General features: G+C 69.5%; 24 protein-coding genes and 5 pseudogenes. 16 read left to right on the top strand and 13 right to left on the bottom strand.

All coding sequences use genetic code 11. The annotated features are described in order from the left end of the window. Positions 1-8 precede the first annotated feature (8 nt). The 3 genes and pseudogenes from ACIF8T_RS36405 (at position 9) to ACIF8T_RS36395 (ending at position 2,067) form a co-directional block, all read left to right on the top strand. Positions 9-605: pseudogene (locus tag ACIF8T_RS36405) on the top strand (SigE family RNA polymerase sigma factor). A gap of 692 nt (positions 606-1,297) precedes the next feature. Then, positions 1,298-1,612, top strand: coding sequence for a peptidase inhibitor family I36 protein (locus ACIF8T_RS36400; RefSeq protein WP_400041253.1), 315 nt, complete (start codon positions 1,298-1,300; stop codon positions 1,610-1,612). 50 nt (positions 1,613-1,662) lie between these two features. Further along, positions 1,663-2,067 (top strand): peptidase inhibitor family I36 protein, encoded by a 405-nt coding sequence (locus ACIF8T_RS36395; RefSeq protein ID WP_400041251.1) that lies wholly within the window; start codon positions 1,663-1,665, stop codon positions 2,065-2,067. A 76-nt stretch (positions 2,068-2,143) separates the two neighbouring features. Here ACIF8T_RS36395 and ACIF8T_RS36390 read toward each other — a convergent pair whose 3' ends face one another. From ACIF8T_RS36390 to ACIF8T_RS36380, 3 genes and pseudogenes are all read right to left on the bottom strand, one after another. Then, positions 2,144-2,542, bottom strand: a complete 399-nt coding sequence (locus ACIF8T_RS36390) for a peptidase inhibitor family I36 protein (protein WP_400041249.1) — start codon at positions 2,540-2,542, stop codon at positions 2,144-2,146. A gap of 232 nt (positions 2,543-2,774) precedes the next feature. After that, positions 2,775-3,641 (bottom strand): helix-turn-helix domain-containing protein, encoded by an 867-nt coding sequence (locus ACIF8T_RS36385; protein WP_400041247.1) that lies wholly within the window; start codon positions 3,639-3,641, stop codon positions 2,775-2,777. 204 nt (positions 3,642-3,845) lie between these two features. Then, positions 3,846-4,059 (bottom strand): annotated as a pseudogene (locus tag ACIF8T_RS36380) (transposase); the annotation flags it as partial. 72 nt (positions 4,060-4,131) lie between these two features. Between ACIF8T_RS36380 and ACIF8T_RS36375 the strand changes: the two are divergent. After that, positions 4,132-4,269, top strand: coding sequence for a hypothetical protein (locus ACIF8T_RS36375; RefSeq protein ID WP_400041245.1), 138 nt, complete (start codon positions 4,132-4,134; stop codon positions 4,267-4,269). Between the two features lie 203 nt (positions 4,270-4,472). Continuing rightward, positions 4,473-4,598 (top strand): annotated as a pseudogene (locus ACIF8T_RS36370) (IS5/IS1182 family transposase); the annotation flags it as partial. 196 nt (positions 4,599-4,794) lie between these two features. Here the strand turns inward: ACIF8T_RS36370 and ACIF8T_RS36365 are convergent. Continuing rightward, positions 4,795-5,997 carry an IS110 family transposase gene (locus tag ACIF8T_RS36365; RefSeq protein ID WP_400041243.1) on the bottom strand — a complete coding sequence of 401 codons (1,203 nt, stop codon included), beginning with the start codon at positions 5,995-5,997 and terminating at the stop codon, positions 4,795-4,797. Positions 5,998-6,268: 271 nt separating this feature from the next. On the opposite strand from ACIF8T_RS36365, the pseudogene ACIF8T_RS36360 reads away from it, so the two are divergent. Beyond that, positions 6,269-6,530, top strand: a pseudogene (locus tag ACIF8T_RS36360) (transposase); the annotation flags it as partial. A 360-nt stretch (positions 6,531-6,890) separates the two neighbouring features. Here the strand turns inward: ACIF8T_RS36360 and ACIF8T_RS36355 are convergent. Both ACIF8T_RS36355 and ACIF8T_RS36350 read right to left on the bottom strand, forming a co-directional pair. Further along, on the bottom strand, positions 6,891-9,434 hold the full coding sequence (locus ACIF8T_RS36355; protein WP_400041241.1) for an FtsX-like permease family protein: 2,544 nt from the start codon (positions 9,432-9,434) through the stop codon (positions 6,891-6,893). Then, positions 9,431-10,222, bottom strand: a complete 792-nt coding sequence (locus ACIF8T_RS36350; RefSeq protein ID WP_400041240.1) for an ABC transporter ATP-binding protein — start codon at positions 10,220-10,222, stop codon at positions 9,431-9,433. The genes ACIF8T_RS36355 and ACIF8T_RS36350 overlap by 4 nt, the downstream gene beginning before the upstream one ends. 731 nt (positions 10,223-10,953) lie before the next feature. Here ACIF8T_RS36350 and ACIF8T_RS36345 point away from each other — a divergent pair. Then, a complete protein-coding gene (locus ACIF8T_RS36345) occupies positions 10,954-11,502 on the top strand; it encodes a TetR/AcrR family transcriptional regulator (protein WP_400041238.1) in 549 nt (182 codons plus the stop codon). Positions 11,503-11,604: 102 nt separating this feature from the next. Continuing rightward, on the top strand, positions 11,605-11,727 hold the full coding sequence (locus ACIF8T_RS36340) for a hypothetical protein (protein ID WP_400041236.1): 123 nt from the start codon (positions 11,605-11,607) through the stop codon (positions 11,725-11,727). Between the two features lie 320 nt (positions 11,728-12,047). Here ACIF8T_RS36340 and ACIF8T_RS36335 read toward each other — a convergent pair whose 3' ends face one another. Then, a complete protein-coding gene (locus ACIF8T_RS36335) occupies positions 12,048-12,515 on the bottom strand; it encodes a nuclear transport factor 2 family protein (protein WP_365740714.1) in 468 nt (155 codons plus the stop codon). A 207-nt stretch (positions 12,516-12,722) separates the two neighbouring features. Beyond that, positions 12,723-13,385 (bottom strand): annotated as a pseudogene (locus ACIF8T_RS36330) (sensor histidine kinase); the annotation flags it as partial. On the opposite strand from ACIF8T_RS36330, the gene ACIF8T_RS36325 reads away from it, so the two are divergent. Beyond that, positions 13,312-13,947, top strand: coding sequence for a hypothetical protein (locus tag ACIF8T_RS36325; RefSeq protein WP_400041234.1), 636 nt, complete (start codon positions 13,312-13,314; stop codon positions 13,945-13,947). The pseudogene ACIF8T_RS36330 and the gene ACIF8T_RS36325 overlap by 74 nt on opposite strands. 103 nt (positions 13,948-14,050) lie before the next feature. On the opposite strand, the gene ACIF8T_RS36320 is transcribed toward ACIF8T_RS36325, so the two are convergent. Genes ACIF8T_RS36320 through ACIF8T_RS36310 form a run of 3 tightly spaced genes read right to left on the bottom strand, consistent with a single transcriptional unit; the run spans position 14,051 to position 17,972 of the window. Then, positions 14,051-14,431: a GtrA family protein gene (locus ACIF8T_RS36320; RefSeq protein ID WP_400041232.1), complete on the bottom strand. Its 381-nt coding sequence runs from the start codon at positions 14,429-14,431 to the stop codon at positions 14,051-14,053. Beyond that, positions 14,428-15,399: a glycosyltransferase family 2 protein gene (locus ACIF8T_RS36315; protein WP_400041230.1), complete on the bottom strand. Its 972-nt coding sequence runs from the start codon at positions 15,397-15,399 to the stop codon at positions 14,428-14,430. The genes ACIF8T_RS36320 and ACIF8T_RS36315 overlap by 4 nt, the downstream gene beginning before the upstream one ends. After that, a complete protein-coding gene (locus ACIF8T_RS36310; protein WP_400041228.1) occupies positions 15,393-17,972 on the bottom strand; it encodes a YfhO family protein in 2,580 nt (859 codons plus the stop codon). Before ACIF8T_RS36310 ends, ACIF8T_RS36315 begins: the two co-directional genes overlap by 7 nt. 179 nt (positions 17,973-18,151) lie before the next feature. Here ACIF8T_RS36310 and ACIF8T_RS36305 point away from each other — a divergent pair, with 179 nt between their 5' ends. The 4 genes from ACIF8T_RS36305 (at position 18,152) to ACIF8T_RS36290 (ending at position 21,934) form a co-directional block, all read left to right on the top strand. After that, a complete protein-coding gene (locus tag ACIF8T_RS36305; RefSeq protein WP_400041227.1) occupies positions 18,152-18,820 on the top strand; it encodes an RNA polymerase sigma factor in 669 nt (222 codons plus the stop codon). A 39-nt stretch (positions 18,821-18,859) separates the two neighbouring features. Then, positions 18,860-19,774 carry a CU044_5270 family protein gene (locus ACIF8T_RS36300; protein WP_400041225.1) on the top strand — a complete coding sequence of 305 codons (915 nt, stop codon included), beginning with the start codon at positions 18,860-18,862 and terminating at the stop codon, positions 19,772-19,774. A gap of 322 nt (positions 19,775-20,096) precedes the next feature. Then, entirely contained in the window at positions 20,097-21,296 is a 1,200-nt protein-coding gene (locus ACIF8T_RS36295; RefSeq protein WP_400041223.1) for a sensor histidine kinase, read from the top strand. Continuing rightward, a complete protein-coding gene (locus ACIF8T_RS36290; protein WP_400041221.1) occupies positions 21,293-21,934 on the top strand; it encodes a response regulator in 642 nt (213 codons plus the stop codon). The genes ACIF8T_RS36295 and ACIF8T_RS36290 overlap by 4 nt, the downstream gene beginning before the upstream one ends. A 98-nt stretch (positions 21,935-22,032) precedes the next feature. On the opposite strand, the gene ACIF8T_RS36285 is transcribed toward ACIF8T_RS36290, so the two are convergent. Next, on the bottom strand, positions 22,033-22,356 hold the full coding sequence (locus ACIF8T_RS36285; protein ID WP_400041219.1) for a putative quinol monooxygenase: 324 nt from the start codon (positions 22,354-22,356) through the stop codon (positions 22,033-22,035). Between the two features lie 279 nt (positions 22,357-22,635). Here ACIF8T_RS36285 and ACIF8T_RS36280 point away from each other — a divergent pair, with 279 nt between their 5' ends. Genes ACIF8T_RS36280 through ACIF8T_RS36270 form a run of 3 tightly spaced genes read left to right on the top strand, consistent with a single transcriptional unit; the run spans position 22,636 to position 24,930 of the window. Then, positions 22,636-23,244, top strand: coding sequence for a SigE family RNA polymerase sigma factor (locus ACIF8T_RS36280; RefSeq protein ID WP_400041217.1), 609 nt, complete (start codon positions 22,636-22,638; stop codon positions 23,242-23,244). After that, a complete protein-coding gene (locus ACIF8T_RS36275; RefSeq protein WP_400041215.1) occupies positions 23,237-24,109 on the top strand; it encodes a hypothetical protein in 873 nt (290 codons plus the stop codon). Before ACIF8T_RS36280 ends, ACIF8T_RS36275 begins: the two co-directional genes overlap by 8 nt. A 50-nt stretch (positions 24,110-24,159) precedes the next feature. Continuing rightward, on the top strand, positions 24,160-24,930 hold the full coding sequence (locus tag ACIF8T_RS36270) for a hypothetical protein (protein WP_400041213.1): 771 nt from the start codon (positions 24,160-24,162) through the stop codon (positions 24,928-24,930). 44 nt (positions 24,931-24,974) lie between these two features. Here the strand turns inward: ACIF8T_RS36270 and ACIF8T_RS36265 are convergent, their stop codons facing one another. After that, positions 24,975-25,886, bottom strand: coding sequence for a Clp protease N-terminal domain-containing protein (locus tag ACIF8T_RS36265; RefSeq protein ID WP_400041211.1), 912 nt, complete (start codon positions 25,884-25,886; stop codon positions 24,975-24,977). Positions 25,887-25,900: the final 14 nt, after the last annotated feature.

Here is a 25,900-nt window from a genome sequence, read left to right as displayed (position 1 = left end):
CAGGCACGATGGCGGGAGCCTTGTCCGGCACGACAGACGACGACACCGGTGCGCGGGACTTCAAGGAGTTCGTCGAGGCGTACAACCCGCGCCTGCTGCGTGTGGCATGGCTGTTGACCGGTGACGCGCACCTGGCCGACGACCTGCTGCAGACGGCGCTGGCCCAGGTGCGGCCGAAGTGGCCCCGGATCGCGCGGGGCACCCGGAGGCCTATGTCCGCCGCACGCTCGTCACCACCCAGGCCTCGCGGTGTCAGCACCGCTGGCGCGGCGAGGTGCCCCATGGTGAGGTGCCCGACCGGCCCGAGGGCGGCAGCCCCTTCACCGCCGTCGACCCGGAGTAGGCGCTGGCGGGCACCGTACGGCGTCTGCCGCCGCGGCAGCGCGCGGTGCTCGTACTGCGATTCCGAGGACCTGTCCGTCGAGGAGACCGCGGACGTCCTCGGTTGCCGGCCGGGCACGGTCAAAAGTCAGGCCGCCAAGGCCCTGCGCACCCTGAGGGGACTCCTCGACGCCCCCTCCCCCGCCCCGGCTGGCGGTCCCCGGCCACCGGAGCGCGGGCCGCACGCCCTGACCGCGGAGGGAGGACGGTCACGTGCCTGCTGACGACGGGCTGCCCCCCGTGCGCGAACCGGCCGAGGTGCGGGCGCTGCTGGAGCGTGCCGTGCCGCGGGTGCCGGCTCCCGCGAACCGTATGCGCCGGATCCGGCACCGTGTCGGGCGTCGCTGGCACCGGCGGACGGCCGCGGCCGCCGCCGGGACCCTGGGTCGTGCGGTTTTCCGAGGCAGGGACCCTGGCCCTGACGCCGCCGGCCGGCTGGCGGGCGCGGACCGTGCTGAGTACCGACCGCCTGGCCGTGGTCTACGCCGCCACGCAACCCCTTTGCGCAGGCGAGTTGGGGCAGTCCGATGTGGAGGTCGCTCGTACCTCGCAGCGGATCCGCAGGCGGTCGAACTGGTGGCGCAAGGCGAGGCGCGCTCGACGACCCACCTGGATCCATGAGTGGTGCCCTTACGGGCGCTGTTCAGCTGCAGGCTGGAGCACGTTCCGCAACGTTCCGCACTCTCGGAAAAGCTACTGTGTGACGCCCGCGAAAAGCCCTTTAGTATCCCGTACGAGACGCCAGCCTCATTATCCATCCATTCGCCGCCCGTGGCCAAAAGGGTGCGCTGACCAGGCGGGCATCGGAGTGCGGATCTCGATTCGGCGGACCGTGCCGCAAAGCGGCCTCAACGAAGAAGGAGTCGTGGTTGTGTTCAGGAAGACAGCGAGGGTAGTTGCGAGCGGAGCCCTAGCGATGGGAGCAGTGGTTGCGCTCGGAGGAAACGCGAACGCCGGCTCCAACCAGTGTCCTGTCGGTGAATTCTGCATCTGGGAGCACAGCAGTTACCAGGGGCGGTTCGCTTATTCCAGTGAACCTCAGCCGAATGTCGGAGCGTACATGAATGACCGGATGACCTCGTACTGGAACCGCACCAACACCTGGATCAGCACCTACAATCACGAGAATTTCGGTGACTGCATGCTGGTCATTCCTCCGGGAGGTGCGTCCCCTGCGGTGCCCTCCCAGTTCAACGACGACCTGACGTCGTTCAAGCCCGGTCAGTGCTGAGTGCGTCGGCCGGCTTCTCCGCGCGGCCGCGATCCTGAAGGAGAGAACACATGAACCGGTCACGCTTGTCGGCGATCGGCATGGTCTTTGCGGCGACCGTGGCCTTCGGGGCGGTGAGCACGCCGTCCGCGTCGGCTCACTACAGTCAGTGTCCCGCGAACGAACTCTGCATGTGGGAGCACACCGGTTATGAGGGCAGGTTCGCCTACACCAGCGAGCCGAACCGGAACATCGGCGCCGACATGAACGACCGCATCTCGTCCTACTGGAACCGCACGGACCAGTGGTTTTCCTTCTATACGGGTGAGAACTGGGGTGGCAAATACTGCGTCAACGTCGGCCCGGGGTCATCCAGAGCCGCGCTCTACGACCCGATGACCGACTCGATCACCTCGCTGCGGCCGGGAAAGTGCACAACTTCCACGACTCCGCATCTCTTGTGGGAAGCACTGTGATCCGCCGACAGGCTCCTCGGCGAACCGTCTGACGAGAACGGCCCACCGGTTACCGGTGGGCCGTTCCGTTCTCCCGTCACTCGTAGACTTTCATGGGGCGTTGACAGATTCCTGGCTTCAGGGAGGTCACTTCGTCGTTATCCGCGTCCCAGTGCCCGTTGGGCAGGGCGATCCTGGAGGAATCCGGGCCGACAGCGATGCACCATCCGTCGTAGTTTTCGTGTTCGTACAGCGAGAACCACTGGTTCGTGCGGTTCCAGTAGGACGAGATGCGGTCGTTCATGTCGGCGCCGACATTGGGACTCGGCTCGCTCGTGTAGGCAAATCTTCCCTCGTACCCGGTGTGCTCCCATACACAGAGTTCGTTCGCGGGACACTGACTGTAGTGAGCCGACGCCGGTGCCGTGTTCGCTGCTGCGAGTATCGCGGCGGACACGAGCACCGCTCCGACGCTGGGCAGACGTGACCAGTTCATATGGACATTCCCTTTTCTGCGGCAGGGTGCACTCACGCACATACAACGCGGCATTGCAATGGAGCCTCCTGCAGAGGGTAAGGCCGTGTACGTGACGTGTACTGTGAACGGAACTGGACACGATATTAGTTGACGAATTCGCTGTGCGTGTGCGGGCATTTGCCATATTGCGCGGATTCTCTCATCGTGCTGCCGGATGCCGCGCGATGCGCGACGACAGCACGGCGGCCCCTCACTTCGGGCCAGCACTCGTGAGTAGTTCCGTGTCACCACCGGCTTGAGTGTCACCCGGCGCGGCGCGATGCGCGGAAAGGCGGACCTCCTGTCGGTACTGCGTGGGCGAACACCCGAACTGACGACGGAACGCGGTCGCGAAATGCCCGGCATTCTTGTACCCGCAGCGCCGGCCGATCACGGCCACCGGCTCGTTGCTGCGGTCCAGCCACCGGCGCGCCCGGTCCATGCGCAGGTCCGTCAGGAACCGATAGGGCGAACTCCCGGTGGCCGCGGTGAACAGCCGGATAAAGTGGAAACGACTCAGCCCGGCCTGCTGGGCGAGCTCGTCCAGGGTGATCGACTCTGCGAGGTGCTCGTTCATGTAGTCCGTCACCGCGGCCAGCCGCCGCGACCCCATTGCCGCCCCATGGGCCGCAGGCACCACCCTCCGCGGTTCCGACATCACCAAGTGCGCGGCGAGATACTGCGCGGCCGAACTCGCGTAGAGATCGTGCGCTCCCGCGAGCCGGGCGCGCAGCAGAGCGCCCGTCATCGACGCGATGACCGGATCCGGCTTCGGCATGGCTCCCAACTCCTGCACACTACGTCGCCGTCCGTCCAACTCCTCCTCCGCGAAACGAGTGATCAGGCCGACCGGCAAAGCGAGCTGCGCCATTCCCACCGGCCCGGGAGCCAGAGCAGTCCAGCTCAACGTCAGCGTGCGCCCCGGGGGCGTCTTACAGGCCGCTCCCGTCACCGCATTGGTCACCCAGCTCCGCTTCTCACCGCCCGAGCCCCTCAGCCGCACCGCCCCCGCCGTCACGACCGCGATACGGAACGCGTCCGAAGCCGGCTGCCTCCACCGTTCCATGTCCCTGGGCATGGAACGCTGCTCCAATGACAGTGCGCTCCAGGACGGTGCTCCGTTGACGTCTGACACCTTTTACTGCCTCCGGTCGTCGAATTGAATGACCAACGGAAAGTCGCAGACGGACGTGTCCGGCTCATGTCCGGCCGGAAACAGGCCCGGCCTTCCACCACTCAGAGGAGGTGCGGCCGATCGTTCGCCCCGCCGGGCTCCACATCGCAGGCCGAACGCGGCTGCGTGCTCGACGACGAAGTGCTTGCGGTAGCCGCCGTCGACCCCAGACCTTGCGGACGGTGAGCTGGTCGGCGGTGGCTTGGCCGAGGAGGCGGGTATCGGCCACGGAGTCCTGAACGCTGGCTGCGGTGACCAGCACCGCCAGAATAAACCCGAGTGTGTCGGTGACGATGCTGCGTTTCCTGCCCACGATCTCCCTTGCCCGCGTCCGTACTCCGGAGGACGATCGCTATGTCCAGTCCGAACTGTCCGGAACTGTGTGGAGCACTCATTGTCGCGAGCGCACTGGCCGGCCCTGGACGCCAGTCGCAACACCACCGGTGAGCAGACGGCCGCGGCCCTGGGACTGAACGAGGCCGCCGCTCAGGACCTGCTGGCCCGGTTCGGCCGCCTGAGCCGTTTCCACTGAGCACCCGACTCGCCTCGGCCGAGCGTCTCTCGCACGCCACCGGTTCGAGCCCGGCGGTCGGCCGCAAGGCAGGCAGGGCTCCAACTCTCAGGCGGAACGCAGGACCTTCGGTCAATGAGCCCTCCTGTTTCCCAAGGCGGTTTCGTTTGGATCAGTCAGTCGTTGGTCCGGGGGTGCCGTTGACTGATGCGCAGTGAGCGCGGATCGAGCCGTTGCTCCCGGACCGGACGCCGAAGCGGGGTGGCCGCTGGCGGGATCATCGTGAGGTGATGGACGCGATCGCCTTCGAATGTCAGACCGGTACCCCGTGGGTGCACCCGCCGGAAAAGTGCGGCAACTGGGGGGCGTCTACAATCGGCTGCGGATGTGGGCCGTCGACGGCACGTGGGAGCGGGTGTTCGCCGCCTTGGTGTCCCAGGCCGACGCGGGCGAAGATCTCAACTGCGCCGTCTCGGTGGACTCCACGCTCGTGCAGGCTCACCAGCATGCGGCCGGGGCCCGCAAAAAGTGCCCCTATGGTTTTCGTCAAGCGGTGTTGATCTTGGGGGGTTCGTAGAAGGTGCCGTCGCGGAGCATGGCGAAGAGGACGTCGATGCGGCGTCGGGCCAGGCAGACGATCGCGGCGACGTGGTGTTTACCCTCGCGGCGTTTTTTGTCGTAGTAGGCGCGGGAGTCGGGCTGGGACAGTGAGGCGAAGGCGGCGAGGTAGAAGGCTCGCTTGAGCTGTTTGTTGCCTCGTCGGGCTGGGTGTTCGCCGCGGATGGAGGAGCCGGACCAGCGGGTGGCTGGTGCCAGGCCGGCGTAGGCGGCGAGGTGGCCTGCGGTGGCGAAGCCGCTGCCGTCACCGACGTCGATCAGGATGCGGGCTGTGGTCCTGACCCCGATGCCGGGCATCGAGGTCAGGACCTGGGAAAGAGGGTGTGCCTCCAGCAGTTCCTCGATCCTTGCGGCGAGGAGCTGGCGCTGGTCGAGCACGACGGTGAGCGAGGCGGCCAGGCTGGGGACGATCAGCGCCGCAGCGTCGGTGCCGGGCACGACGACGGTCTGCTCGTCGAGCGCGTCGAAGATGTCTGCGACGAGCCGATCCGCCATGCGCGGTGCCTTGGGCCGCAGCATGGATATCAGCCGTCGTCTGCCGGCTTTCCGTAACTGTGCCGGTGAGCCGTAGCGTTCGAGCAGGAACCGGACTGCCGGGTGATCCAGGCGGGGACCCAGGACCCGCTCGAGCGAAGGATGGATCTGGGTCAGCAGTCCGCGCAGACGGTTCTTGGTGCGGGTGACTTCGCCGGCCAGGTCGTCGTCGAAGCCCACGATCATGTTCAGCTCGGCGACGGTCTCGTCGTCCGGCGCCAGGTCCCGCAGCGTGTGCGGCATGGTGCGGGCGGCATCGGCGATGACCGCAGCGTCCCGGGCGTCGGTCTTGGCCTCACCGGGGTAGAGGTCGGCGATCCGCCGCATCGTCAGTCCCGGCAGATAGGCGACACGACAGCCCGCATCCCGCGCGACGGCCAGCGGCAGAGCACCGATCGAGGCCGGCTGGTCCACCACGAACAGCACCGTTCCATGCCTGGTCTGGAGCTTTTCGAACAGCTCACGCAGCCGCGGTTCACTGTTGGGCAGCGGCTTGTCGAACACCTTCTTGCCCGTCGGAGTCAAGGCGGTGCCGTGATGCTCGCCCTTGCCGACGTCCAGACCGAGGTAGGCATCGATCACGTCCTCGTCGCTCACTCACCCTCCCCAGCAGACACCCTTCCCGGCCTCCGCTTGTGGCATCAGCGTGCCGGCATCCACGTTACGAAGGCCTGCTTCACCTCGACGAGCGGCGAGCGGTCATGCCCCTGATCAGCGGTCTGCCAATGCCTCCCGGCCCGGTGACACCACTTTTTCGACCATGATCGACAAGGGGCGCAAGTCATGCCGGACCCGGAGACCGGGAGCCCCATTGCGGGGCCACGAAAAAGGTAACGGGGCCCCGGCAGGCGAGCCGGACGATCACGCCATCGGCCGGTTCCGCGGCGGACTGACCATAAAGATCCACCTCGCTGCCGACGGCCGGTGCTGGCCGCTGGTGTTCGTGCTCACCGCCGGCCAGGCCGGAGATGCACCAGCCTTCACAGGTTATAGCCCGTCTGCGCGTTCCTCGTCGGCGAGGACGGCCCCGCACCAGGCCGGACCTGGTTCTGGCCGATAAGGCCTACTCGTCCCGCGCGATCCGCGACGACCTCCGCAGACGCGGCATCCGCGCGGTGATCCCGGAACGGGCCAGTTATCCGCCCGCCGCCACGTTCTCGTCGTGGAGCGCCCCCGCCCCGACGGCGGTCCGGGCCGCAGTGATGCCTTGCGGGGTCAGTGGATGCTGCTCTCGCGTGAAGCGGGGCCGAGTTTAGGATCGAAGGTAGGGATGGCATCGGGGCGGCGGGTGTGGCCGGGACGGGGCGGGCGGTGTGGGCCGGGGGCGAGTGCTTGGTCATGTGCGGTCTATTCCGAGGTGTTCGTGGGCGGCTGGGTGCCGGGGCGCCTCCCCGGCACCCAGCACTCCCCGCCGCGGGCTGTTCAGGGAAGTGCCCTTTCGGCATGCCCCCATGCCTCGATGGCATGGCAGTGGACCAGACGTCGCCGCGTCAGCCATCTACGGCCAGGGCGGTGACCGGGCTGATGCGGGCCGCGCGGCGGGCGGGGAGGGCGCCGGCGAGGCCGGTGAGGGCGGCCAGGACGAGGACGACGCCGACGAGTTGGAGCACGGGGAACTCGGTCGGTACGTTGGCCCCGGTGGCGTTGACGAGGAGCCAGGAGTAGGGGACGGCGAGCAGCAGGCCCATGGCCGAGCCGATGATGCCGTACAACGTGGCTTCCAGGGTCAGGGCGGTGGTCAGACCGCGGCGGGAGAGACCGACCGCCCTCAACAGTCCTGCCTCGCGGACACGTTCGACGACTGACAGTGCCGTGGTGGAGCCGACGCCGGTCACGGCGATCAGCACGGTGAGGGCGATGAGGGCGAGGACACCGCCCACCGCGATGCCGAGGTCGGCGGTCTCGCTGTCTCGCCCATCGGCGATGACCTCGATGTACACCTCGTCCTGCGGACCCACGACGGACCTCAGCGCCTTGAGGGCGTCCGCGCGGCCCTGCTCGCCAGCAACAGCAGCGTCGGCGACCAGACCAGTGGGTCCGCTGGGCAGACCAAGGCGGTCCAGCTCCGCCGGATCGGTGAGAACGCCGGCGTTGAGCGGAGCCCCTTCGACAACGGCCACCACCTCGACGTCGGTCGTCCGGGCGCCGCGGGTGAGGGTGACGGTGTCACCGACGTCCAGACCCGCGTCCCGCGCTGTGGGTCCGAGCAGCGCCACTCGTCCCGGTCCGAGGGCGTCCAGCGAACCGCGGTGGGCACGGTACTTGCCCCAGGTCGAGAGTTTTCGCAGATTGAGGTCGACAGCCTGGGTCTCCTCGCGCAGGTCGCCGATCCGCACCAGCGCACTGCGCTGGGGAAGTACCCGGGTCAGGGTCTCGGCCCGGCGCACCTCGGCCACCAGCTTCGGCGGAAGCGGATCGAAGGCGGCGGAGTTCAGCCAGAAGTCGCTCGGTGCAGTGGCGGTGATGTTGCGCTCTGCCATGACCTTCATGGAAGCCGCGCCCACCAGCACCACCCCGGTCATGGTCACGCCGAGTGCCACGACGACGCTCACCGCGGCGGCCCGCCGCGTTGCGGCGCCGACGCCTTCGACAGCGAGCCTGCCCAGCGGACCGGCCTTCCGCAGCGGCCGGCCCACCAGGTTCAACAGCGGGCGGACCAGGACCGGGCCGAGCACCACAAGCGCGAAGTACGCCAGCGCGCCTGAGAACACGATCAGTAGCAGCACGAGTTGGGCGTGGTAATCCTCGTGCCCGGGCCGGGGAAGCTGCCGCGCGGCGACTACTGCCAGCACGACCGCCACTGCGGCCAGAGCGCAGCCGAAGACCGCGCGGGCCCGTCCGATGCCCTGGCGTGCGGCACTGGTCGCGGCGGTGCGCAGCGCCTCTAGCGGGGAGACCCGGGCGGCGCTCGCGGCGGGAGAGAGGGCTGCCGCCGCCGCCATGGCCACCGCTCCCAATATCACGGCGGCTGCCGGGGCCGGGGGGACGCCTGGGGCGGAGAACCGGACGCCGAAGAGCGTCAGCGCGCCCGGCAGGAGGTTACCGGCCAGCGCTGCGGCGCCCACACCGACCAAACCGGCGACGGCTCCGGTCAGGGCTCCTTCCACGGCCAGCGCCCGGGCCAGAGGCTCACGGTCGGCGCCGACCGCGCGCAACAGGGCCAGCAAGCGCAGCCGTTGGGCGAAGACGATCCGGAAGGTGGAGGTGGAGATAAGGGTTGCCGCCAGCACCGCGACCGTCAGGAAGACCGAGACGAGGGAGAAGAGGTTGCCGTAGCTGTTGATGATGTCCCTCTTCTCCTGCTCGCGGATCTGTTCGGCTGGGACGACGGCGGCCTGTTCCCCCGGTCCTTCGGCGAAGGCAGCCGACTCCAGGCGTGCGCGAATGTGTGGCGCGTCGGCGCTGTCCGTGAGGCGTACCTCTATCTGGCCGAGGTAGCTGTCCGGTTCACTCAGCCCGGTCACGGTGGTGTCGGGGGCGAAGGCCTGCTCACCGCCTAGGCCTCGCATGGTGGGCGTGTCGACTGTGGCGACGGCGAGCCCAGTGATCCGCAAGGTGACGAGGCGATGGGATCCAGTCCTCACGGTGACGGTGTCGCCGGTGCCGAGTTCGAGCCGTAAGGCGGAGCGCCGTGTGAGGGCGATCTCGTCGGGTGCGGCCGGGTAGCGGCCTTCCAGCAGGCGCACCTGGGAGAGCAGGCCGGCTCCGGGATCGGCGGTGACGCTGAGGTTGGCGGCGGCGGGTCGGCGCAGCTCGAGGAAAGCGGTCGTCCGTGCTTGGGCCTCGGCGACTCCCGGCACCCTGCGGATGCACGGCAGCGCGGAGGTGCGCACGGGCGCGTCGAGGGTGCCGACGACGTAATCGGCCGCTGAAGGCGTGCCGCGGTGAGTGTCGAGGATGGTGCGTTCGATTGTGCGGTGCGCGAGGACGGTGGCGAAGACGACGAACGCGGCGACGGCGACGGCCAGGCCGGTCAGCAGCAGCCGCCCGGGGCGCTGCACGGCGCCTGAGAGCTGGATACGCGTGAGGGTCATCGGCCGGCCGCCAACTGGCGCAGGGCGTCGGTGACGGAGGCGGGCTCGGGCCGGTCGATCTCGCCGGCGAGCCGGCCGTCGGCGAGTAGGATCACGCGGTCGGCGTGGGACGCGGCGCCCGGGTCGTGGGTCACCATGATCACGGTCTGCCCGTATTCGCCCGCTGCCTCGCGCAGCATGGCCAGCACCTGTGCGCCGGAGCGGGAGTCGAGGTTGCCAGTCGGCTCGTCGGCGAAGACGACCTCGGGCCGGGACATGAGGGCGCGGGCGAGGGCGACGCGCTGCTGCTGCCCGCCGGACAGCTCGGCGGGGCGGTGGCCGAGCCGGTCGGCCAGGCCTAGGGATGTGGTGAGGCGGTCCAGCAGCTCCGGATCGGGCCGACAGCCGGCGAGGTCCAACGGGAGAGTGATGTTCTGTTCAGCAGTGAGCTGCGGTAGCAGGTTGAACGACTGGAAGACGAAGCCGATCCGTTCTCGCCGGACCTGGGTGAGGATCCGCTCGGGCTGGGTGGTCAGGTCGGTGTCCGCGAGCAGTGCCTGCCCTGATGTGGCCCGGTCCAGCCCGGCCAGACAGTGCATGAGGGTGGACTTGCCTGAGCCGGAGGGGCCCATGATGGCGGTGAAACGGGCGGGGGCGAAGGCGACGCTCACGCCGTCGAGGGCGCGGACGCGCGTCTCGCCGGTGCCGTAGACCTTGACCAGGTCGACAGCAGTGACGGCGGCGGCCGTCGAGGGTCCGGCCCATTGGGTGGTGGCACGGTGTGTGTGAGCGGGAGGAGGGAAGGACATCGCGGAGCTGCTCCTGGGGGTACGGCCAGGCCGGCATCGGAGGGGTGCCTGGACAGCCTCGCCGCGGGGCAGGGGCCGGTACATCCGCCGTGGGACAGATCTTCGGCGTCACCCGGGACCCATAGCATCTGACTTTCGGCTGATCCGGTGGCACCACTCCGGCGGCTGTCGTGACGCCGACATGGAGGCCCTTGCCAACGTCCGGAACGACGCGGAGGCCGTCCACCTGCCTGCTGCAGGTGCACGTCCGGCTGACGCGGGCCTACTCCCCGTCCATGGCCGATGACAGGGTCGCCGCCGTCGGCACGGCGGGCGGCAGCCTCGGCTCCGGGTTCGGTTTGGTCGCGATGCTCGAGCGGGTTCTCATAACTGGTGGCTGCATCATCGCCGTTCAGGAGAGGATGAGGGCTGGGTCGTCGACGCCGTGCTTCCCCTGGCCGACGACGGGGACGGGCCATGATGCAGTGGACCTGGCTGCCTTCCCGGGAGACCGAGGTCGTCCGGGCGCCTGCACATTAGACCTGGTCGGCTAACGCCACCGATTCCCGTGACGGGGCGGCAAAAGCCGCTCGCCAGGGAGGTCTGCATCGGGATCGTCTGCCAATCACGGCGCCCGGGTCTGCGGGAACACCTGCTTGTGGGAAGCGGTCGTCATCTGCCGATGAGTCCGCCGTCGCGGGACGCATCGGCGATGACTTGACCCCCACCTATGAGAGTGGTTGATTACTTGTATGAATACCGCGAGGACAAGACAACGCTCCACGGCCGAGGAGCGGCGGGCCACCGTGATGAGCACGGCGATCAAGACATTCGCCGTGCGTGGCTACTACGGCACCTCGACCATGGATGTCGCCAAGGCCGCCGGGATTTCGCAGGGCTACCTCTACCGGCTCTTCCCCGACAAGGAGAGCCTGTTCGCCGCACTGATCGACCACTGCTCACACCTGCTGCGGGAAGCCGCCGCCACCGCAGTGGCCAAGGTTCATACCACCGACCCGGAGGCCGTCCTCGCCGCTCTCAGCTCCTCCTATGAGGAGGTCATCGCCGACCGGAACGTGCTGATGATCTTGATGCACGGCAATTGTGCGGCCGGTGAGCCTGTCATCGGCGAGGCCGTCCGCACCTGCTACGCCAAACAGATCGAGTACATCCGGGCCGTCTCCGGAGCCTCCGACGATCAGCTGCGCCGCTACTTCGCCGACGCCCTGCTCGGCAACGTGGTGCTAGCCGTCGGCGCCGACACGGTGGACGCTCCCTGGGCACGCACTCTGCGCGGCTGATCCTCACCACCTCCGTGCCGCTTCGGCGGCCATTTCTCTGACCGGGGAAATAATCGGTCAACCGCTTATATAGTTGGGATCTTCACGCTGTATCTCCAGACCGTGCACCAGTACAGCGCCATGGCCACCGGCGTGGCCTTCCTGCCGTCCGCGCTGACCGGCATGGCGGGCACGAAGGTCAGCGAAAGCTCCTCGGGCGCGTCGGCACCCGCACGACTTTGGTGACCGGGCTGGTGCTGGGCGCCGCTGGCATGGCCGCGCCGGCCTTGGCCCTGTCACCCGCCAGTCACTACCCGCGCTGCTGCCGGGCAGCATCCTGCTCCCGACCCCGCTCTCTCTCCCTGACGCGGACGACGGCCGCTCCCCCGAACCAGGAGCGGCCGTCAGGCCGTTGCTCCGACGGAACGCGATCGCAGCCAGTAAATTTTGGTGAGTCGAGCATCAAGCCGTCAGGCGACCGAGCTGAAGAGCCGGAATGACGCAGGTCCCGCTCACCTACGCGTGAGCAGGACCTGCCGGCAGGAATGAGAACCGCAGAGCGCTGGTCACCGACCGAAGGCGGAGACCATGTCCTCAGCGCCTCCTCCCAGAGCCTTGATGGCGATCAGCGGGTTCCAGAAGTCCACGTAACGACTGATCTTCCCATCGACAGTCTCGACGACGGAGATGTAGGTCTGGTTGTAGGGTCGGCCGGTCGCGCGCGCGGTGCCGACGCTCTTGAACTCGGCGATGACCAGCGACGGGTCGACGGTCTCGTGGAAGCGGAGGTCGGTGAACTCGACCTCGAAGTGCTCGGGGAAGTTCTTCATGTAGGCGAGCAGTTCCTCCTTGCCGGCGACGCGCGTCGGGTAGCCGTCCGGCCCGTAGGGGAACTCGAGCACGCCCTCCTCGGTGAACAAGTCCACCCATTCCGGGATGCGGCCGGCCGACAGTCGGTCCAGGTGACTGCGGAAGGTTTCCTGCGCGGCTGCGCGGACCGAGTCAACGCTTTCGACGGCGGTGGTGTCGGTCATGGGGACCCCAACCTTTCTTGCCCTATAGATAAGCGGTCGTTCACTTACTCGATGTGACGAGCGAACGCAGCTGGACTACGAGACGGGGTGCAGGTGCACCGGCCACATCCGAGTCCCGTCACATGTAAGTAATTAACCACTCGCATATCTCCGTGTCAACCATGAAGTCCACCTCGCTGCCGGCGGACCGGGGGCGGGCATTCGCCTTCAACCGCGAAGGCCGCTGTCCCCAGAGCGGCGCGATGGCTCGACACCACCATGTGGGTCCTCACGGTGTGCCGCGGACATGGGACGGAATGGAAGGCGAAAGGTGAAGACGGAACCTTCCCCGAGGACGCTGGACGCTGTGACGTCGCCGCCGTGGGCGCGAACGAGCTGGCGGACGATGGACAGGCCGAGGCCACTGCCTCCGGTGCGCCGGGTGCGGGACTTGTCTGCACGCCAGAAGCGATCGAAGACCTTCGGAAGGTCATCGGGGGCGATGCCGCTGCCGGTGTCGGTGACTGTGACGATGACGTCCTGGCCGCGCTGGTGGGCGTGGGCGGTCACCGCTCCCCCTTCGGCCGTGTGGCGGACGGCGTTGGAGATCAGATTGCCGACAGCTTGGCGCAGACGGACGGGATCGGCGGTCAGGACCGGGTCCCCGTTGGTGTGGGCGGTGAGAGTGACGCCCGCGGCCTCGGCACCGGCGCGATGAGCGGCGATGGCTTGGCTGAGAATGTCGGCGACGTGGCAATGCTCTCGGTGCAGGCGCAGACGGCCGGCGTCGGCGGCGGCAAGGTCGTGAAGGTCGTCGATGATGTGCTGGAGCAGCAGGGCCTCGTCGAGCAGCGAGGTGATCGCTTGGGCCAGACGATCTTCCAGTGCCTCGGGGGGAGATTGCTCTTCCCAGGCCGAGGGCGAAGTGCACGACCGCCCATGCGGTCCAGGCCGCCTGGCGGTCGTCCATACCACTGTCGAGCAGGGTGCCGATGAACGTGTCGGCGAAGCGCAGGGTGTGCATCGCCACCCAGCCGGAGTTCAATCGGTCCCTGGCCGAACGCCTAACCGGACTGGCCGTCAACTACCCCTGGCCGACCCTTCGGCCCACCCGCTCACCGGCACCCGCGCCCCCGACCTCGCCTTCGCCTCCGCCGGTACGGCAGCCGAGCCCGGTGCCTCCTCCCTGTTCGCGTTGCTGCGCGCCGACCGATACGTCCTGCTCGACCTGACCGGGAGCGCCAACGGACCCCTGCGGGCCCTGGCACGGCCGGGGCTCGCCGTGCACGCCCGGTCGCTCGCCGCACGCCCCGACGGGTGGTCCGAGGTGCGGGCGGTCCTGCTCCGCCCGGACGGCCACCTCGTCTGGGCCGGGACCGCCCCGGACGACGCCGACCTGGCCGCAGCCGCGGACCAGGCGCTCACCGCCCTGCGGCGGGTGACTTCACCCTGACGCTGCTCGTCCTGCCCCTCGCCGCCGACCACCAACATAGACCGCTACGATCACGCCGAGCGCCTGCATCCGCGGCACCGGTCGTGCAGGTCAGCAGACGGTTTCACCGTTCTGAGATCCGGTGGTCGGTGAGCATGATCCTGCGGGCAACCAGGAATGTCACGGGCACGGCCACCGCTGCCGCCGCCAGCGAGGCGATGCGGCTATCAACGTGAGCTTCGCGGACCAGGAGGTAAAGGCCCCCGGTACTCACACAGAGATTGACAAGGACCGACAGAGGAAACCGCAGGAACTTCCGCCAGCTGACCGCCGTCCGGTAGGTGAAGCGAGCGTTGAGGAAGAACGATGACACGGTGGCCAGAGCGAAGGCCGACACATGCGCCGCCGTATAGGGCAGGAAAGTCAGGAGCAGCAGATAGAGCGCGTAGTACACAGCCGTGTTCACCGCACCGACGAGGGCGAAGCGCGGCAGCTGCGCGTTCATCGCCGTCCCTCGGAACCGGCGGAGGAGGTGAGGGCCGGAGCCGGACGGGCCGACAGGTGATCCTCTTTGAGGATGTAGTGCGGCCGTCGCTTCACCTCGTGGTAAATGCGTCCGACGTACTCCCCCACCACGGCGATCATGACCATGTGCACGCCCGCCAGCGCGGTGACGGCCGCCAGTAGCGTCGCGTAGCCGGGCGTGTCGACGCCGCCCACCACCACTGCGGCGATGATCCACACCGCGTACAGGCCGGCGCCCAGCGTCAGGGTCGAACCGAGGTGGAGCGCCGCGCGCAGAGGCCTGGTGTTGAAGGAGAGCACCCCGTCCACGCCGTAGTCGAAAAGACCGGTAAGACTCCACTTGCTGCTGCCGTGCTCCCGCACGGCGTTCTCATAGGCGAGGGTGGTGCTGGGGAAGCCGATCCAGGCAAAGAGACCTTTGGAGAAGCGGTTGGACTCGGACAATGTGAGGACCGCCCTGACCGCCCGGCCGGACAGGAGCCGGAAATCGCCGACACCGTCGACGAGTTCGACGTCCATGAAGCGGTTGACGAGCCGGTAGTACAGGCGTGCTGTAGCGGTGCGCAGTGCTCCGTCACCGGTCCGCGTCCGCTGGGCGATCACCTGGTCGAAGCCCTGCCGGTGCAGGCTCACCATGCGCGACAGCAGCTCCGGCGGGTGCTGGAGGTCGGCGTCCATGAGCACGACGGCGTCCCCGGTGGCTTCGCGCAGTCCGGCCAGCATGGCCGCCTCTTTGCCGAAGTTGCGGCTGAACGAGAGGTACCGCACCCGTGCGTCGGTCTCGGCGAACCACCGCAGCGCAGGCAGTGTGCCGTCGGTACTGCCGTCGTCGACGAAGAGGAGTTCGTAGGTGTGCTCGGCGGTGGCGATGTGGTCAGCCACGCGCCGGTAGAAGTGTTCGATGACGGCCTGCTCGTTGTAGCAGGGCACGACGAGGGAGATCAGCACGGCTTGTCCAAAGAGGTTGTTCGGCCGCGCAGGAAGCGCAGACCAGCGAAGGTGCACAGGGCGAGAAGGGCGATCAGCGAGACACAAGTGCCGGCGCGCAGGCCCGGAGGGCGGAACTCACAACGGAGTTCGGTGGCCCGGCCGTCGAGCGGGACGGCGATCAGACCGAGTCGGTGCTCGGCTGGGCGCGGCGAGTCGTCCCCCGTGGCGCAACGCCAGCCGGGGATGCGGGGGGCCGCGAGTACCGCGACCCCGGTGGACCCGGAAGGCAGCGTCGCGCGGACGGAGTGGCCGTCCACGTGGACCGCTCGTGCGCCTGTGGCCCTGAGGCGCTCGGCGGCGGCGCGCAGCCGGTCGGTGTGCAGGCAGCCGACGGCATCGGTGGGCAGAAATCCGCCGTGTTCCGGATCAAGCCGGATCGTGAAGCGGCCCGACGCGGGCACGGTTCCGAGGAACTGGACGGCTGCCGACTTGGTGACGGGGGCCTGGTCGGCCCGGAACCGGCCGGTGGGCAGCGACTCTCGGCCGTGCGCCTGCCTGGCGGTCCCGGAGTAGCGCGGGGCCCATAGGTGCAGGCCGGTCCCTGCGGGACATGTCCCGCTAATCCGCCAGCCATCACTGCGGCCAGGGACGGCGTGGCGGCCGTCCTCGGGGCGGACGGGAGAGCCCGCGCGGGCGAACGTCAGCCGGGGCAGCGTGTACACCGTTTCCCCCAGCATCAGCTCCTGGTTGCGGAAGGCCGAGTAACCGAACTCGCGCCGGACGGTGGCCGGGTGCACGGTCACCAGGGGCGGGACCGGCCGGCGCACCACGTCGACGGTGTTGGCCGCGTCCGGATACCAGTTCTGGTGCGGGTCGGGTGGGGTGCGCAGGCGCGCGCCCACGGCGAACACGACGTCCACGACCGGGTTGTCCACACTCTGCACCGACCGGCCCCGCGAGGTGTAGCCCCCGCCCAGGGCCGTGAGTGTACGAGCCAGGACGTCGGAGGTGACACTGCTGTAGTACGCGCCTCCCTGTCCGCCGACGACCAGCGGGTCGTTGCCGACGGTCTGCTCCCGGCCGGGGTCGGTGCGGTAGCGGGGCCACGCGTCCACGCGGGCGATCGCCGCGCGCTGGGTCTCCTGCCGTTCGCCCCAGGGCGCGTAGTCGTCCTTGCGGGCGACCCGCAGCCGTTCGGTGTATGCAGTCGTCGCCACGGACTGCCCGATTAGGGCACAGCACAGCAGGACCAGACACCAGGACGCCGTTCGAGATGAGCGTCCTAGGGTCCCCGGCGGGCGCGCCAGGTACCACAGGGCGACGCCGGCGAGCGTCGTGCCAGCCACCGTGGCGGGCAGCGTCCACGCGCTGGCGACGTCGCTTGCGAGCGCGGCGAAGGCCGCAGTGAGCGCGAGGGCTGCCAGGAGCGGCCGTCCCTGCGGCGGTCCGTAAGCGAAGGACGTCCACGCCGCGACCACCAGCAGGCCGCAGACGATGAAGGCCGCCCGGTAAGGGCTCCCGTTGGGCGTGGCGAAGCCGTTCCACATGAGGTTGGTGGGAGCCCACTGCAAGGAGGCGGCCGCCACGAGGACGAGAACGCTCAGCGCTGCGCGCACGCGCCGGGGAACCGCCCGGTTGAACGGCAGGCTCAGCGCAAGCAGCAGGGCGACGGCGTCGACGTACAGCGCCGGGCTGGAGAAGCTGTAGGTGGCGGGCAGCAACCGCGTCAGCAGGTCATCGGCCGCGATCGGTGTGAAGGACCCGGTGCGTCCCGGGTACGCGTATCGCGTGCCGAAGTACACGGTGAACACCACGGGCGCGGCCAGGCCCACGCCCAGAACCCCGGCGAACGCGGCACGCAGCAGCACCGCTCCTCGTGCGCGCCAGGGCAGCGGCGCCGCCCCCAGGCGGGCCAGCAGCAGGAGGCCGGCGGCCAGGGTAGCCATGTAGGCGGTGTAGAAGTTGGCGACCCAGCACAGCGCCACGACGAGGGCACTCAGCACCGTCCGCCGGCCCGCCAGTGCCCACTCGGTCACCAGGAACAGCAGGGGCAGGGCGATCAGGCCGTCCAGCCACATCGTGTTGTAGACGGCGTCCGCGAGCGCCCAGCCGCATAACCCATAGGAGGCTCCCAGCAACCCGGCGGCCCACCATGCGCCGCGCCGTAGCCGCAGCAGGTAGGCGGCCATCAGGGCTGCGGCCACGGCCATCTTCACCAGGGTGATCACGAAGACGGCGACGTCGATCCGGTCGCGAGGGAAAAAAGCCACCAAGGGCGCGAAGGGACTTGAGAGATACGTTCCGTAGTCAGGCAGGAAGCTGGAGCCGAAGCCGGATTGCCAGTTGAGGAGGAGGTCGCCGTCCGCCTGTCCGTGCAGCAGGTCCCACAGGCGGGTGTGGAAGGGCACGTACTGGTTGCCCAGATCGTTCACGTTGCGCGTACGGTCGCCGAATGGAAAGGCTCCCGCGGTGGCGTTGCCCGCGCAGAGGACCAGCAGCGTGATGGCGGCGGCCACCAGGGACGCGCGCCGCGCGTCCCCCGGCGGCCCGGTGGCCGCTTCGGTTTGAGTGTCGTTGTTGCCTCTCTTCACACTCAGGACCGTCCACCGAGCGGATCGCGTCGCGGTGACCTGTGCCACACGCAGAGGTGAGGGCGAACCGAGGCGGATCCGCGTGATGCGTCCGGTCGGCACCGGAGGACCATCCGCGGCGGTCGCCCGGCGTGACGCACATCATGGAGACGGCCCGCTGGGAGCGGACAGGACGGAGCGTGGATCTTTCTCTACGTGCTCGAATACGAGCCGGTGACACTCAGGCGTTCGCACAGCTCTTCCGGGAGCACGCGCAGGCCGTGCACGACCACGCCGCACGGTGGCTCGGCGATCCCACCACCGCCGAGGACGTCGTCTCGCTGACCTTCCTTGAGGCGTGGCGTCTACGGGAGAAGCTGTTGGACGACGACGGCGCCGCGCGGTCCGGCTACGAGGTGGATGTCGGTGACGGTCTGCGCGCCTGGCTGTTCGGCATCGCCACCAACGTGCTGCGCAACACCCGCCGTGCGGCCCGTCGGCACAGAGCCGCGCTCGACCGGCTCCCAAGGCACCGTTCCGACACTGACTCGGTGCCCGACTTCACTGATGCGCTGGTCGGCCGCATGGAGGACGCCGAGCGTCTCGCCGCCGCGCGGGTGGCACTGGGGGAACTGCGCCCGCGGGAGCGCGAGGTGTTCGCCCTGTGCGTCTGGTCCGAGCTGAGCTACGCCGACGCCGCAGCCGCGCTCGGGGTGCCGGTCAGCACGGTGCGGTCCCGGCTTTCCCGGGCCCGGCAGCGGCTGCGACGCCTGGCCGAGAGCGAACTCGCGCATCGTCCCGGCCGGGCAGCCGCTCGTGACCGGAGCAGAAACGAGACGCCTGTCCACCGGCGGACAGGAACCGGGTGACCGGGCCGACACGGCCTCGTCGACACAGGAGTGACATCGATGAATCCCACCGAACGCGAAGAACTGGCGCGGCTGTTGCCGACCCCGGGTGCCCCCGTGCTGCCGAATGACCGCCTGACCCAGTTGGAGTCCCACCTCATGCAAGAGATCACTCGCGACGCGCCCTCACAAACCACCCGCCCGGCCGGGAAGGGCCGGTCCCCGTCCCGGTCGTTCCGGCGTCTCGCCGCGATCACCGTCCCCCTCGGCGCCGCCGCGGTCGTCGCGACCGTGCTCACCGTCGGCAACGGCGACAGCGGCGAACCGTCCACCGATCCCGAGGCGGTCCGGCTGCTGAACCGCATCGCCACGGTTGCCGCAGCCCAGAACGCCCCGCGGGTCCGCGACGACCAGTACATCTATACCGTGACCCAGGGCACTCAGCAGATTATGGACCAGGGCCGGGACACCTTCCGCCGCTCGGACTGGCAGGCCGTCGACGGCAGGCGCGACGGACTGGCTCGCATCACCGTGCTTGCAGGACCTTCCGGCAAGGGCACCAAGGACATGACGCTGCAAGCCGACCCCAACAGCACCACTTACCGGGAGCTGCAGGCTCTTCCGACAGACCCCGATGCTCTGTACGAGCAGCTCTGGAAGGAGACGGAGGGTCAGGGACCAACCCATGAGGAGGCCGCTCTGGAGATGATCGGCTCCATGCTGCCGGGAGCCTCGCTGCTGCCCGAGGTGGACGCGGCCCTCTACCGCGCTGCAGCTCGGATCCCGGGTGTGACCGTGGTACCCAGTGCGAAGGACGCCGCCGGCCGGGCAGGCGTCGGTCTCGCCTTTGGCGACGGTAAGGACCGCGACGTGTGGGTCTTCGGAGAGAAGGACCTGAACTACCTCGGCTCCGACGAGGTCGCTCTGCTCGACGTCGGCGTCGTCGACGAGCCCGGGCACACCCCGGCCGACTGACAACCGCGGGTAAAGCGAGAGCCGCCCAGGGCTTCTCTCGCCGGTACTTCCGCGGACAGGGCAGCCCAGCTTTGCCGCTCGCGACGGCGAGCTGCCCTGTCCACGGAGGCCGCCATCACGGAAGCAGGCCTCAAGGGTGTCGACGACCGGAGCGGTGGCGGCGAGCGTGCGGCTGTCATCGCACGTGCCCAGGGGTTCTGCGCAGCCGGGTCCGGCCCGCTGCGTCACGCGGCGAGGCCATGGGGGGCGTCCACTGTGCGACGGCGGATCTCTGACTTTCGGCTGATCCGGTGCCCTCCGTACGGCCACTATCGTGTCGTCGATGCTGAACGAACAACCACCAGCCGGCTGGTCCGGGGCGGGCAGGGCGGCCGGTCTTGTCGCTCTGGTTCTGCTGGGATTCGCCGACACAACCTTCAGCGACACGACGACACTGGTGACCTCCTCGGCCAAGGCCGGATCGGCGCTGGCCGCCGCCGCGCTGTGGCTGACAGCCGGATCGCACGCGCGGCACCGGCTGTCGTCGCTCGCCTTGGTTGTGGCTGCTGGTTCGCTCGGTGTCACCGCGCTGCTGATCGCTGCAGAGGCCGATGGCCTGTGGGGGTGGGCGGAGGTTCTCGCGCTGGTGCTGCTCGTGATCACCGTGACCCATCGCGGGAAGGGGTGGGCCACGGCCCCGGCGGTGGTGGCCCTTGGCCTGGCGCTCTGTGTCCAGCCGTACCGGACTGCCGCCCAACATTCCGTGCCCTCGCTCTCCGACCACGCCGGGCTGTTCGGCTCGGTGCAGTGCCTGGCTGCTGCCGTTGCGGTGGGCGTCGGTCTGTACCTGCGCTTCCAGGCGGCCTCGCACGAGCGGCTGCTCGCCACGGTGCGCGCCGAGCAGCGCGCGGAGTTCGCCCGGGACCTGCATGACTTCGTCGCCCACCATGTGACAGGCATCGTCGTCCAGGCGCAAGGCGCCCGTTACGTCGCCGAACTCGCCCCCGAGAGGGCGCTTGACGCCCTTGAGCAGATCGAGTCGGCGGGCACCCGGACGCTGAGCGCGATGCGGCGGATGGTCGGTGTACTGCGCGAGGCGAGCGAGGACGTACCTCTGGCGCCGCCGGTTGGTCTCAGTGAGCTGGCTCCCATGGTGGAGGAGTTCACGGCGGCGGGCGGGCCTCGTGTCGAGCTGTCCGTCGATGACGTGGCGGAGGACCTGCCGGTGGAGGTGGCGTCCACTCTCCACCGGGTCGTGATGGAGGCGCTCACCAACGTGCGCAAGCACGCAGACGCCGCGCGTGTGGTGGAGGTCGACATCCGCTGCACACCCGACCGGTTGTCCGTCCGAGTGGCGGACGACGGGGCGGCGCGGCCCGCCCGATGGTCGCGGTCCGGGTTTGGGCTGGCCGGACTTGCCGAACGGGTCGGCACGATCGGCGGCCGGATCGAGGCCGGGCCGGGAACCGACGGGGGGTGGGTCGTGGCGGCTGTCCTGCCCGTGAAAGGCTGTGGCGTGAGCGATGAGGACGGCGCGGTATGACGATCCGGGTGTTGGTCGCAGACGACCAGGCGATGGTACGGGCTGGCTTCGGGATGATCATCGGGGCGCAGCCGGATATGGAACTGGTCGGTGAGGCCGCGGACGGCGTAGAAGCCGTCGAACTGGCCACGCGGCTGCGGCCCGACGTGGCCCTGATGGACATCCGGATGCCCCGCATGGACGGCTTGCGGGCGCTTGAACTGCTCGCCGGGCCGGACGTCGCCGATCCGGTCAGGGTCGTCATGGCCACCACCTTCGACCGGGACGAGTATGTCCACACCGCTCTGCGACGCGGCGCCTGCGGCTTCCTGTTGAAGGACGCGGGCCCCGCGCTGCTGGTGGAGGCGGTCCGGGCGGCCGTCTCCGGCGAAACCCTGATCAGCCCGGCGATCACCGTGCGCCTGCTACGTTCCCTGACCGTTCCGGTACCGGCCCGGGACACCAATGGGCTGTCCCCCAGGGAGTGCGACGTGATGCGGCTGGTCGCCCGGGGGCGCACCAACGCGGAGATCGCACAGGAGTTGGTCATCACCGTCGGCACGGTCAAGAGCCACCTCAGCAGCATCCAGACCAAGTTGTGCGCCCGCAATCGGGTCGAGATCGCCGCTTGGGCTTGGGAGCGGGGGCTGGTGGGCTGAGGAACCCGGTCCGCGTGTTCGGCGGGTGTGCCGGGCCGGGCGGGCCGGGCGGTGCAGGCCCCGGCTTGAGTGGCCGGGGCCTGGGAGCGCGGCGACGGTCAGCGCAGGGAGGCCTTGTCGGTGGTGCCGTAGCCGAGCGGGGTAAGCACCTGTATCCGCGGTGCGTCGGTGAGCAGTTCGCCGACCCGGCTGAGGGCTTCGGCGAGCCAGGGCGCCGTGTTGTGGTCGTCGAGGTCCTGCTGCGAGGCCCACTTCTCAATGACCACCACGGTCAGTGGGTCGTCCGCCACCTCGTGGGCCGCGTAGGTGAGGCAGCCCGGTTGCTGGTGTGTCTGCTTCACCACCGAGGCGATGACGCCGCGGGCCTCGTCGGCCCGGTCAGCCCGCAGGTGCAGGGTGCCGATCACGATGACAGGTTCCACTGTCCGTTCCTTTGCTGTGCACGCCGGGCGTTCCGGCTGACGGCCAGCGAACCACCTGGTTTGGTGGGTGCGGAAGGTCCGATCCGGCATGCCCCCATGCCGTGCGCGCATGGGGGGGGCGGGCGCCTGTGAGGGCGAGCCGGGCCGGGCCGGTCCGCCGGGGAACCGGTCTTGGAGACGGATGGGAAAAACATTTCGTTGCGGGCAACCGGGCCGGTGGGCCAGAGGGTTTACCCGATGTGGGAGATCCGAGAACGGCACAGGCACGATGGCGGGGACATGTCCGGCGCGACAGACGACAGAACCGGTGCGCGGGACGGCCAGGAGTCCAGCGTGCGAGATTTCGAGGAGTTCGTCGAAGCGTGCGGGCCGCGCCTGTTGCGGATGGCATGGCTGCTGACCGGCGACGCGCACCTGGCCGAGGACCTGTTGCAGACGGCGCTGGCCAAGGTGTGGCCGAAGTGGCCCCATATCGCGCGGGAACACCCGGAGGCGTACGTCCGCAAGACGCTGCTCACCACGCACGCCTCGTGGTGGAGGCGCCGCTGGCGGGGCGAGGTGCCGCATGGCGAAGTCCCCGACCGGCCCGCGGGCGGCGACCCGTTCACCGGCGTGGACCTGGAGCAGGCGCTGTCGGTCACTGTGCGGCAGTTGCCACCGCGGCAGCGCGCGGTGCTCGTACTGCGCTACTTCGAGGACCTTTCCATCGAGGAGACGGCGGACGTCCTGGGGTGCCGGCCGGGCACGGTCAAGAGCCAGGCTGCCAAGGCCCTGCGGACCCTGCGAGGGCTGCTCGACGGCTCCTCCCACGTCCCGGCCGACGGTCACCGGCCACAGGAGCGCGGACCGCGCTCCGCGAGCGGAAGGGGAGGGCGGTCCCGTGCCTGATGCCGAAGACGGACTGACCCCCGTGCGCGAACCGGCCGAAGTGCGGGCGCTGCTGGAGCGTGCGGTGCCGCAGCTGACCGCTCCCGCGGACCGTATGGGCCGGATCCGGCACCGTGTCCGGCGACGCCGACGCAGGCGGACGGCCGCGGCCGCCGCCGTGGCCCTGGTGGCGGCAGCGATCGCCGTGTGGCCCGGCACGGGCTGGCCGCCGGGCCGGGAGCCGGCTTCCGTGCCGCCGGCCGCAACTGCATCCGCGGACACGCACGAGTGGGTCGTACGGTTCCCCGATGCCGGGAACCTGGTCTTGACGCTGCCCGACGGCTGGCAGGCGCGCACAGTGGCGAGAACGGACCGCCCGACTATGGTCTACGCCGCTACGCAGTCGCTCTCCCCCGGCGCCGTCGAACCCGGCTGCGCCGAAGGCGTCGCGCACCGCAGGGATGCCTTCGCCTGCGCGCCGCTGACCGCTCTGGAGCGCGGTGGCGCCATCGTCGCCTTCGCACGGGTCGAGGCCCCGGACACCATCCTGCCCCTGACCGCCACGTTGTCGCCGACGGCCGCACTCGGCGAGGCGTGCAAGGGCCTGGGCGGACGGCTCGAGTACCCCGCCCGGTCCGTGGTTCGGTCCGCGGACGGTGCCTACGCCCTCCAGGTGAGCATCTGTCTGGGCGAGCCCTCGACCCGGCCCTACGCCGCCGACAGCGCAGTCCCATCGATGCCGTCCGCTTCCCCCGGCGGCCGCGGCGGGCGGCCGGACGGCCCCGTGCCCGGCTTCACCGTCGCCCCGTCAGCCGGTTCTCCCGACGCCTGGGCCAGCGTGCTGCAACAGGTGCAGTCGCTCATCAGCACGCTCCGCTACGGCTGACGCGCCGACTTCCTCTTTCCCATCTCCTTCTCGCGAGAGGTTTCTCAGTCATGCCCATACGTCCTGGACGCCCGCTCTCCGCGACCGTCACTCTGAGTGCCGTACTCCTAGTGAGCGGCTGCGTTTCATCCGCCGATGGCACGGAAGCGGCAGCGCCGGCCGCTACCACCCAGGCTGGCGTTGTCGGTCGGCCGGCCATGCCCGATGCGCGGCCCCAGCCGGTACGGAGTGAAGCGCCCTTGCCCGGTGTGGGCTCGGCCATGCTCGACGACATCCCCGCCACCTCCCGTCAGGTACTGCTGGTCACCGGCGACGGCGCGGACGAGAACACCGCCACGGCCGTGTTGTACGAGCGCACCGCCGCCGGCTGGGAACCGGCCGCGGGACCCTGGCCCGCGCACAACGCGCTGAAGGGCTGGACCGACGACCACCGTCTGGGCGATCTGCGCTCACCCATCGGCGTCTTCGGGCTCACCGACGCGGGCGGCCTGCTCCCCGACCCGGGCACGCGTCTGCCCTACGACCATTCCTCGGCGTTCAGCATCTCCGGCATCGGGTTCGAAGGGGAGCCGCTGGCGGGCTCGTTCGACTACGTGGTCGCCATCGACTACAACCGCAAGCCGGGGACCACACCGCTGGACTGGACTCGGCCGCTGGGTGAGGACAAGGGCGGTGGCATCTGGGTGCACGTGGACCACGACGGTCCCACTCAGGGCTGCGTCAGCATCGCCGAAGGGCACATGAAGGAACTGCTGCTCGCCCTTGATCCGGCTCTGGACCCCGTCATCGTCATGGGGGACGCGGCCGCACTGGCCCGCTGAGCACCGATCCGGACCGGCCCGGACCGCGGATCGGTCGCGCCGGATCAGTGGTCCGGGGAGGTGGTCAGTGCGTCGACCAGTTGCCGGGCCCGGGTCTCCTCCCCGAGCAGGAGCGCCACCAGCGAACCGGTGCCTGCGTCGTCAGCGGCGGCGCCCGGACCCGCCACCTGGTCGAAGTACCGCTCGGCGGGCCGCGCGTCGGCCGTCAGGCGGATGCGCCCACCGGTCAGGACAGCATGCGTCAAGGCATAGGTCAGGCCCAGGCCTGCCAGCCGCTCGCCGCCCGCGAAGCGAAGGGCGAAGGCGGAGTCCCCCGCCCCGGTCAGGTGCGGGACTGGCATCGACGCCCAGTTGACCCCGCCGCCGCGGACCAGCCATCGCTTCCAGGGGCGCATGTGCCGGTAGGGGCGGCGACCGAGGAGGGCGTCGCGAGTGGCGTGCAACAGGGAGGTCAGGCCGTCCTCTCGTGGGCTGCCGGCGTCGCCGTCGAGACGGGCCCGTAGTGCCTGTGGTGCGACGCCGCAGGCTGCCAGTGTCTCCACCGCACGGTTGTCGTCCTCCAGCAGACCGCGCAGCAGGTGCACAGCGCCGAACTTCGCCGCGCCATCACGCCGGGCGTGTTCCATCGCGGCGGCCAGCGCCTTGGCCGCGGACCCTGTGAAACGGAGCCGCCGGTCACCGTCGTCCCCGAGGACGTCCGGCGCGGCCACACTCGCGCCGGTGTCGTCGTCACCGCTCCAGGCACCGACGCGGCCCTCCCGGTCCCGCAACACCGCGAGGAGCGCGACCTTGGTCGCGCCCTCGTCCGCGAGTGCTTCGCGTGCGGGCCCCTTGACCGTAGTGAGTCCGGCGAGCAGGTGCTCGGTGCCGATGGGGTCTTCGGCTGTTGCCCGGGCGCCGCGGGCAGCCCCCAGGACTCCCACGGTCCTCCACTCCGGTTCCTTGATCGCTTCCATGCGGTCCTTCCCCT

It is taken from the genome of Streptomyces sp. NPDC085946 (assembly GCF_044540485.1).
GTDB lineage: Bacteria > Actinomycetota > Actinomycetes > Streptomycetales > Streptomycetaceae > Streptomyces.
This window is presented reverse-complemented; position numbering and strand designations above follow the sequence as displayed.

Coding starts and splice junctions, on each gene's coding strand:
- ACIF8T_RS36320 (WP_400041232.1), bottom strand. CDS start 14,431: ATGAACGCGCAGCTGCCGCGCTTCGCCCTCGTCGGTGCGGTGAACACG.
- ACIF8T_RS36290 (WP_400041221.1), top strand. CDS start 21,293: ATGACGATCCGGGTGTTGGTCGCAGACGACCAGGCGATGGTACGGGCT.
- ACIF8T_RS36265 (WP_400041211.1), bottom strand. CDS start 25,886: ATGGAAGCGATCAAGGAACCGGAGTGGAGGACCGTGGGAGTCCTGGGG.
- ACIF8T_RS36385 (WP_400041247.1), bottom strand. CDS start 3,641: ATGCCCAGGGACATGGAACGGTGGAGGCAGCCGGCTTCGGACGCGTTC.
- ACIF8T_RS36335 (WP_365740714.1), bottom strand. CDS start 12,515: ATGACCGACACCACCGCCGTCGAAAGCGTTGACTCGGTCCGCGCAGCC.
- ACIF8T_RS36345 (WP_400041238.1), top strand. CDS start 10,954: ATGAATACCGCGAGGACAAGACAACGCTCCACGGCCGAGGAGCGGCGG.
- ACIF8T_RS36400 (WP_400041253.1), top strand. CDS start 1,298: ATGGGAGCAGTGGTTGCGCTCGGAGGAAACGCGAACGCCGGCTCCAAC.
- ACIF8T_RS36355 (WP_400041241.1), bottom strand. CDS start 9,434: ATGACCCTCACGCGTATCCAGCTCTCAGGCGCCGTGCAGCGCCCCGGG.
- ACIF8T_RS36300 (WP_400041225.1), top strand. CDS start 18,860: ATGAATCCCACCGAACGCGAAGAACTGGCGCGGCTGTTGCCGACCCCG.
- ACIF8T_RS36395 (WP_400041251.1), top strand. CDS start 1,663: ATGAACCGGTCACGCTTGTCGGCGATCGGCATGGTCTTTGCGGCGACC.
- ACIF8T_RS36270 (WP_400041213.1), top strand. CDS start 24,160: ATGCCCATACGTCCTGGACGCCCGCTCTCCGCGACCGTCACTCTGAGT.
- ACIF8T_RS36325 (WP_400041234.1), top strand. CDS start 13,312: ATGATGTGCTGGAGCAGCAGGGCCTCGTCGAGCAGCGAGGTGATCGCT.
- ACIF8T_RS36280 (WP_400041217.1), top strand. CDS start 22,636: ATGTCCGGCGCGACAGACGACAGAACCGGTGCGCGGGACGGCCAGGAG.
- ACIF8T_RS36390 (WP_400041249.1), bottom strand. CDS start 2,542: ATGAACTGGTCACGTCTGCCCAGCGTCGGAGCGGTGCTCGTGTCCGCC.
- ACIF8T_RS36350 (WP_400041240.1), bottom strand. CDS start 10,222: ATGTCCTTCCCTCCTCCCGCTCACACACACCGTGCCACCACCCAATGG.
- ACIF8T_RS36295 (WP_400041223.1), top strand. CDS start 20,097: ATGCTGAACGAACAACCACCAGCCGGCTGGTCCGGGGCGGGCAGGGCG.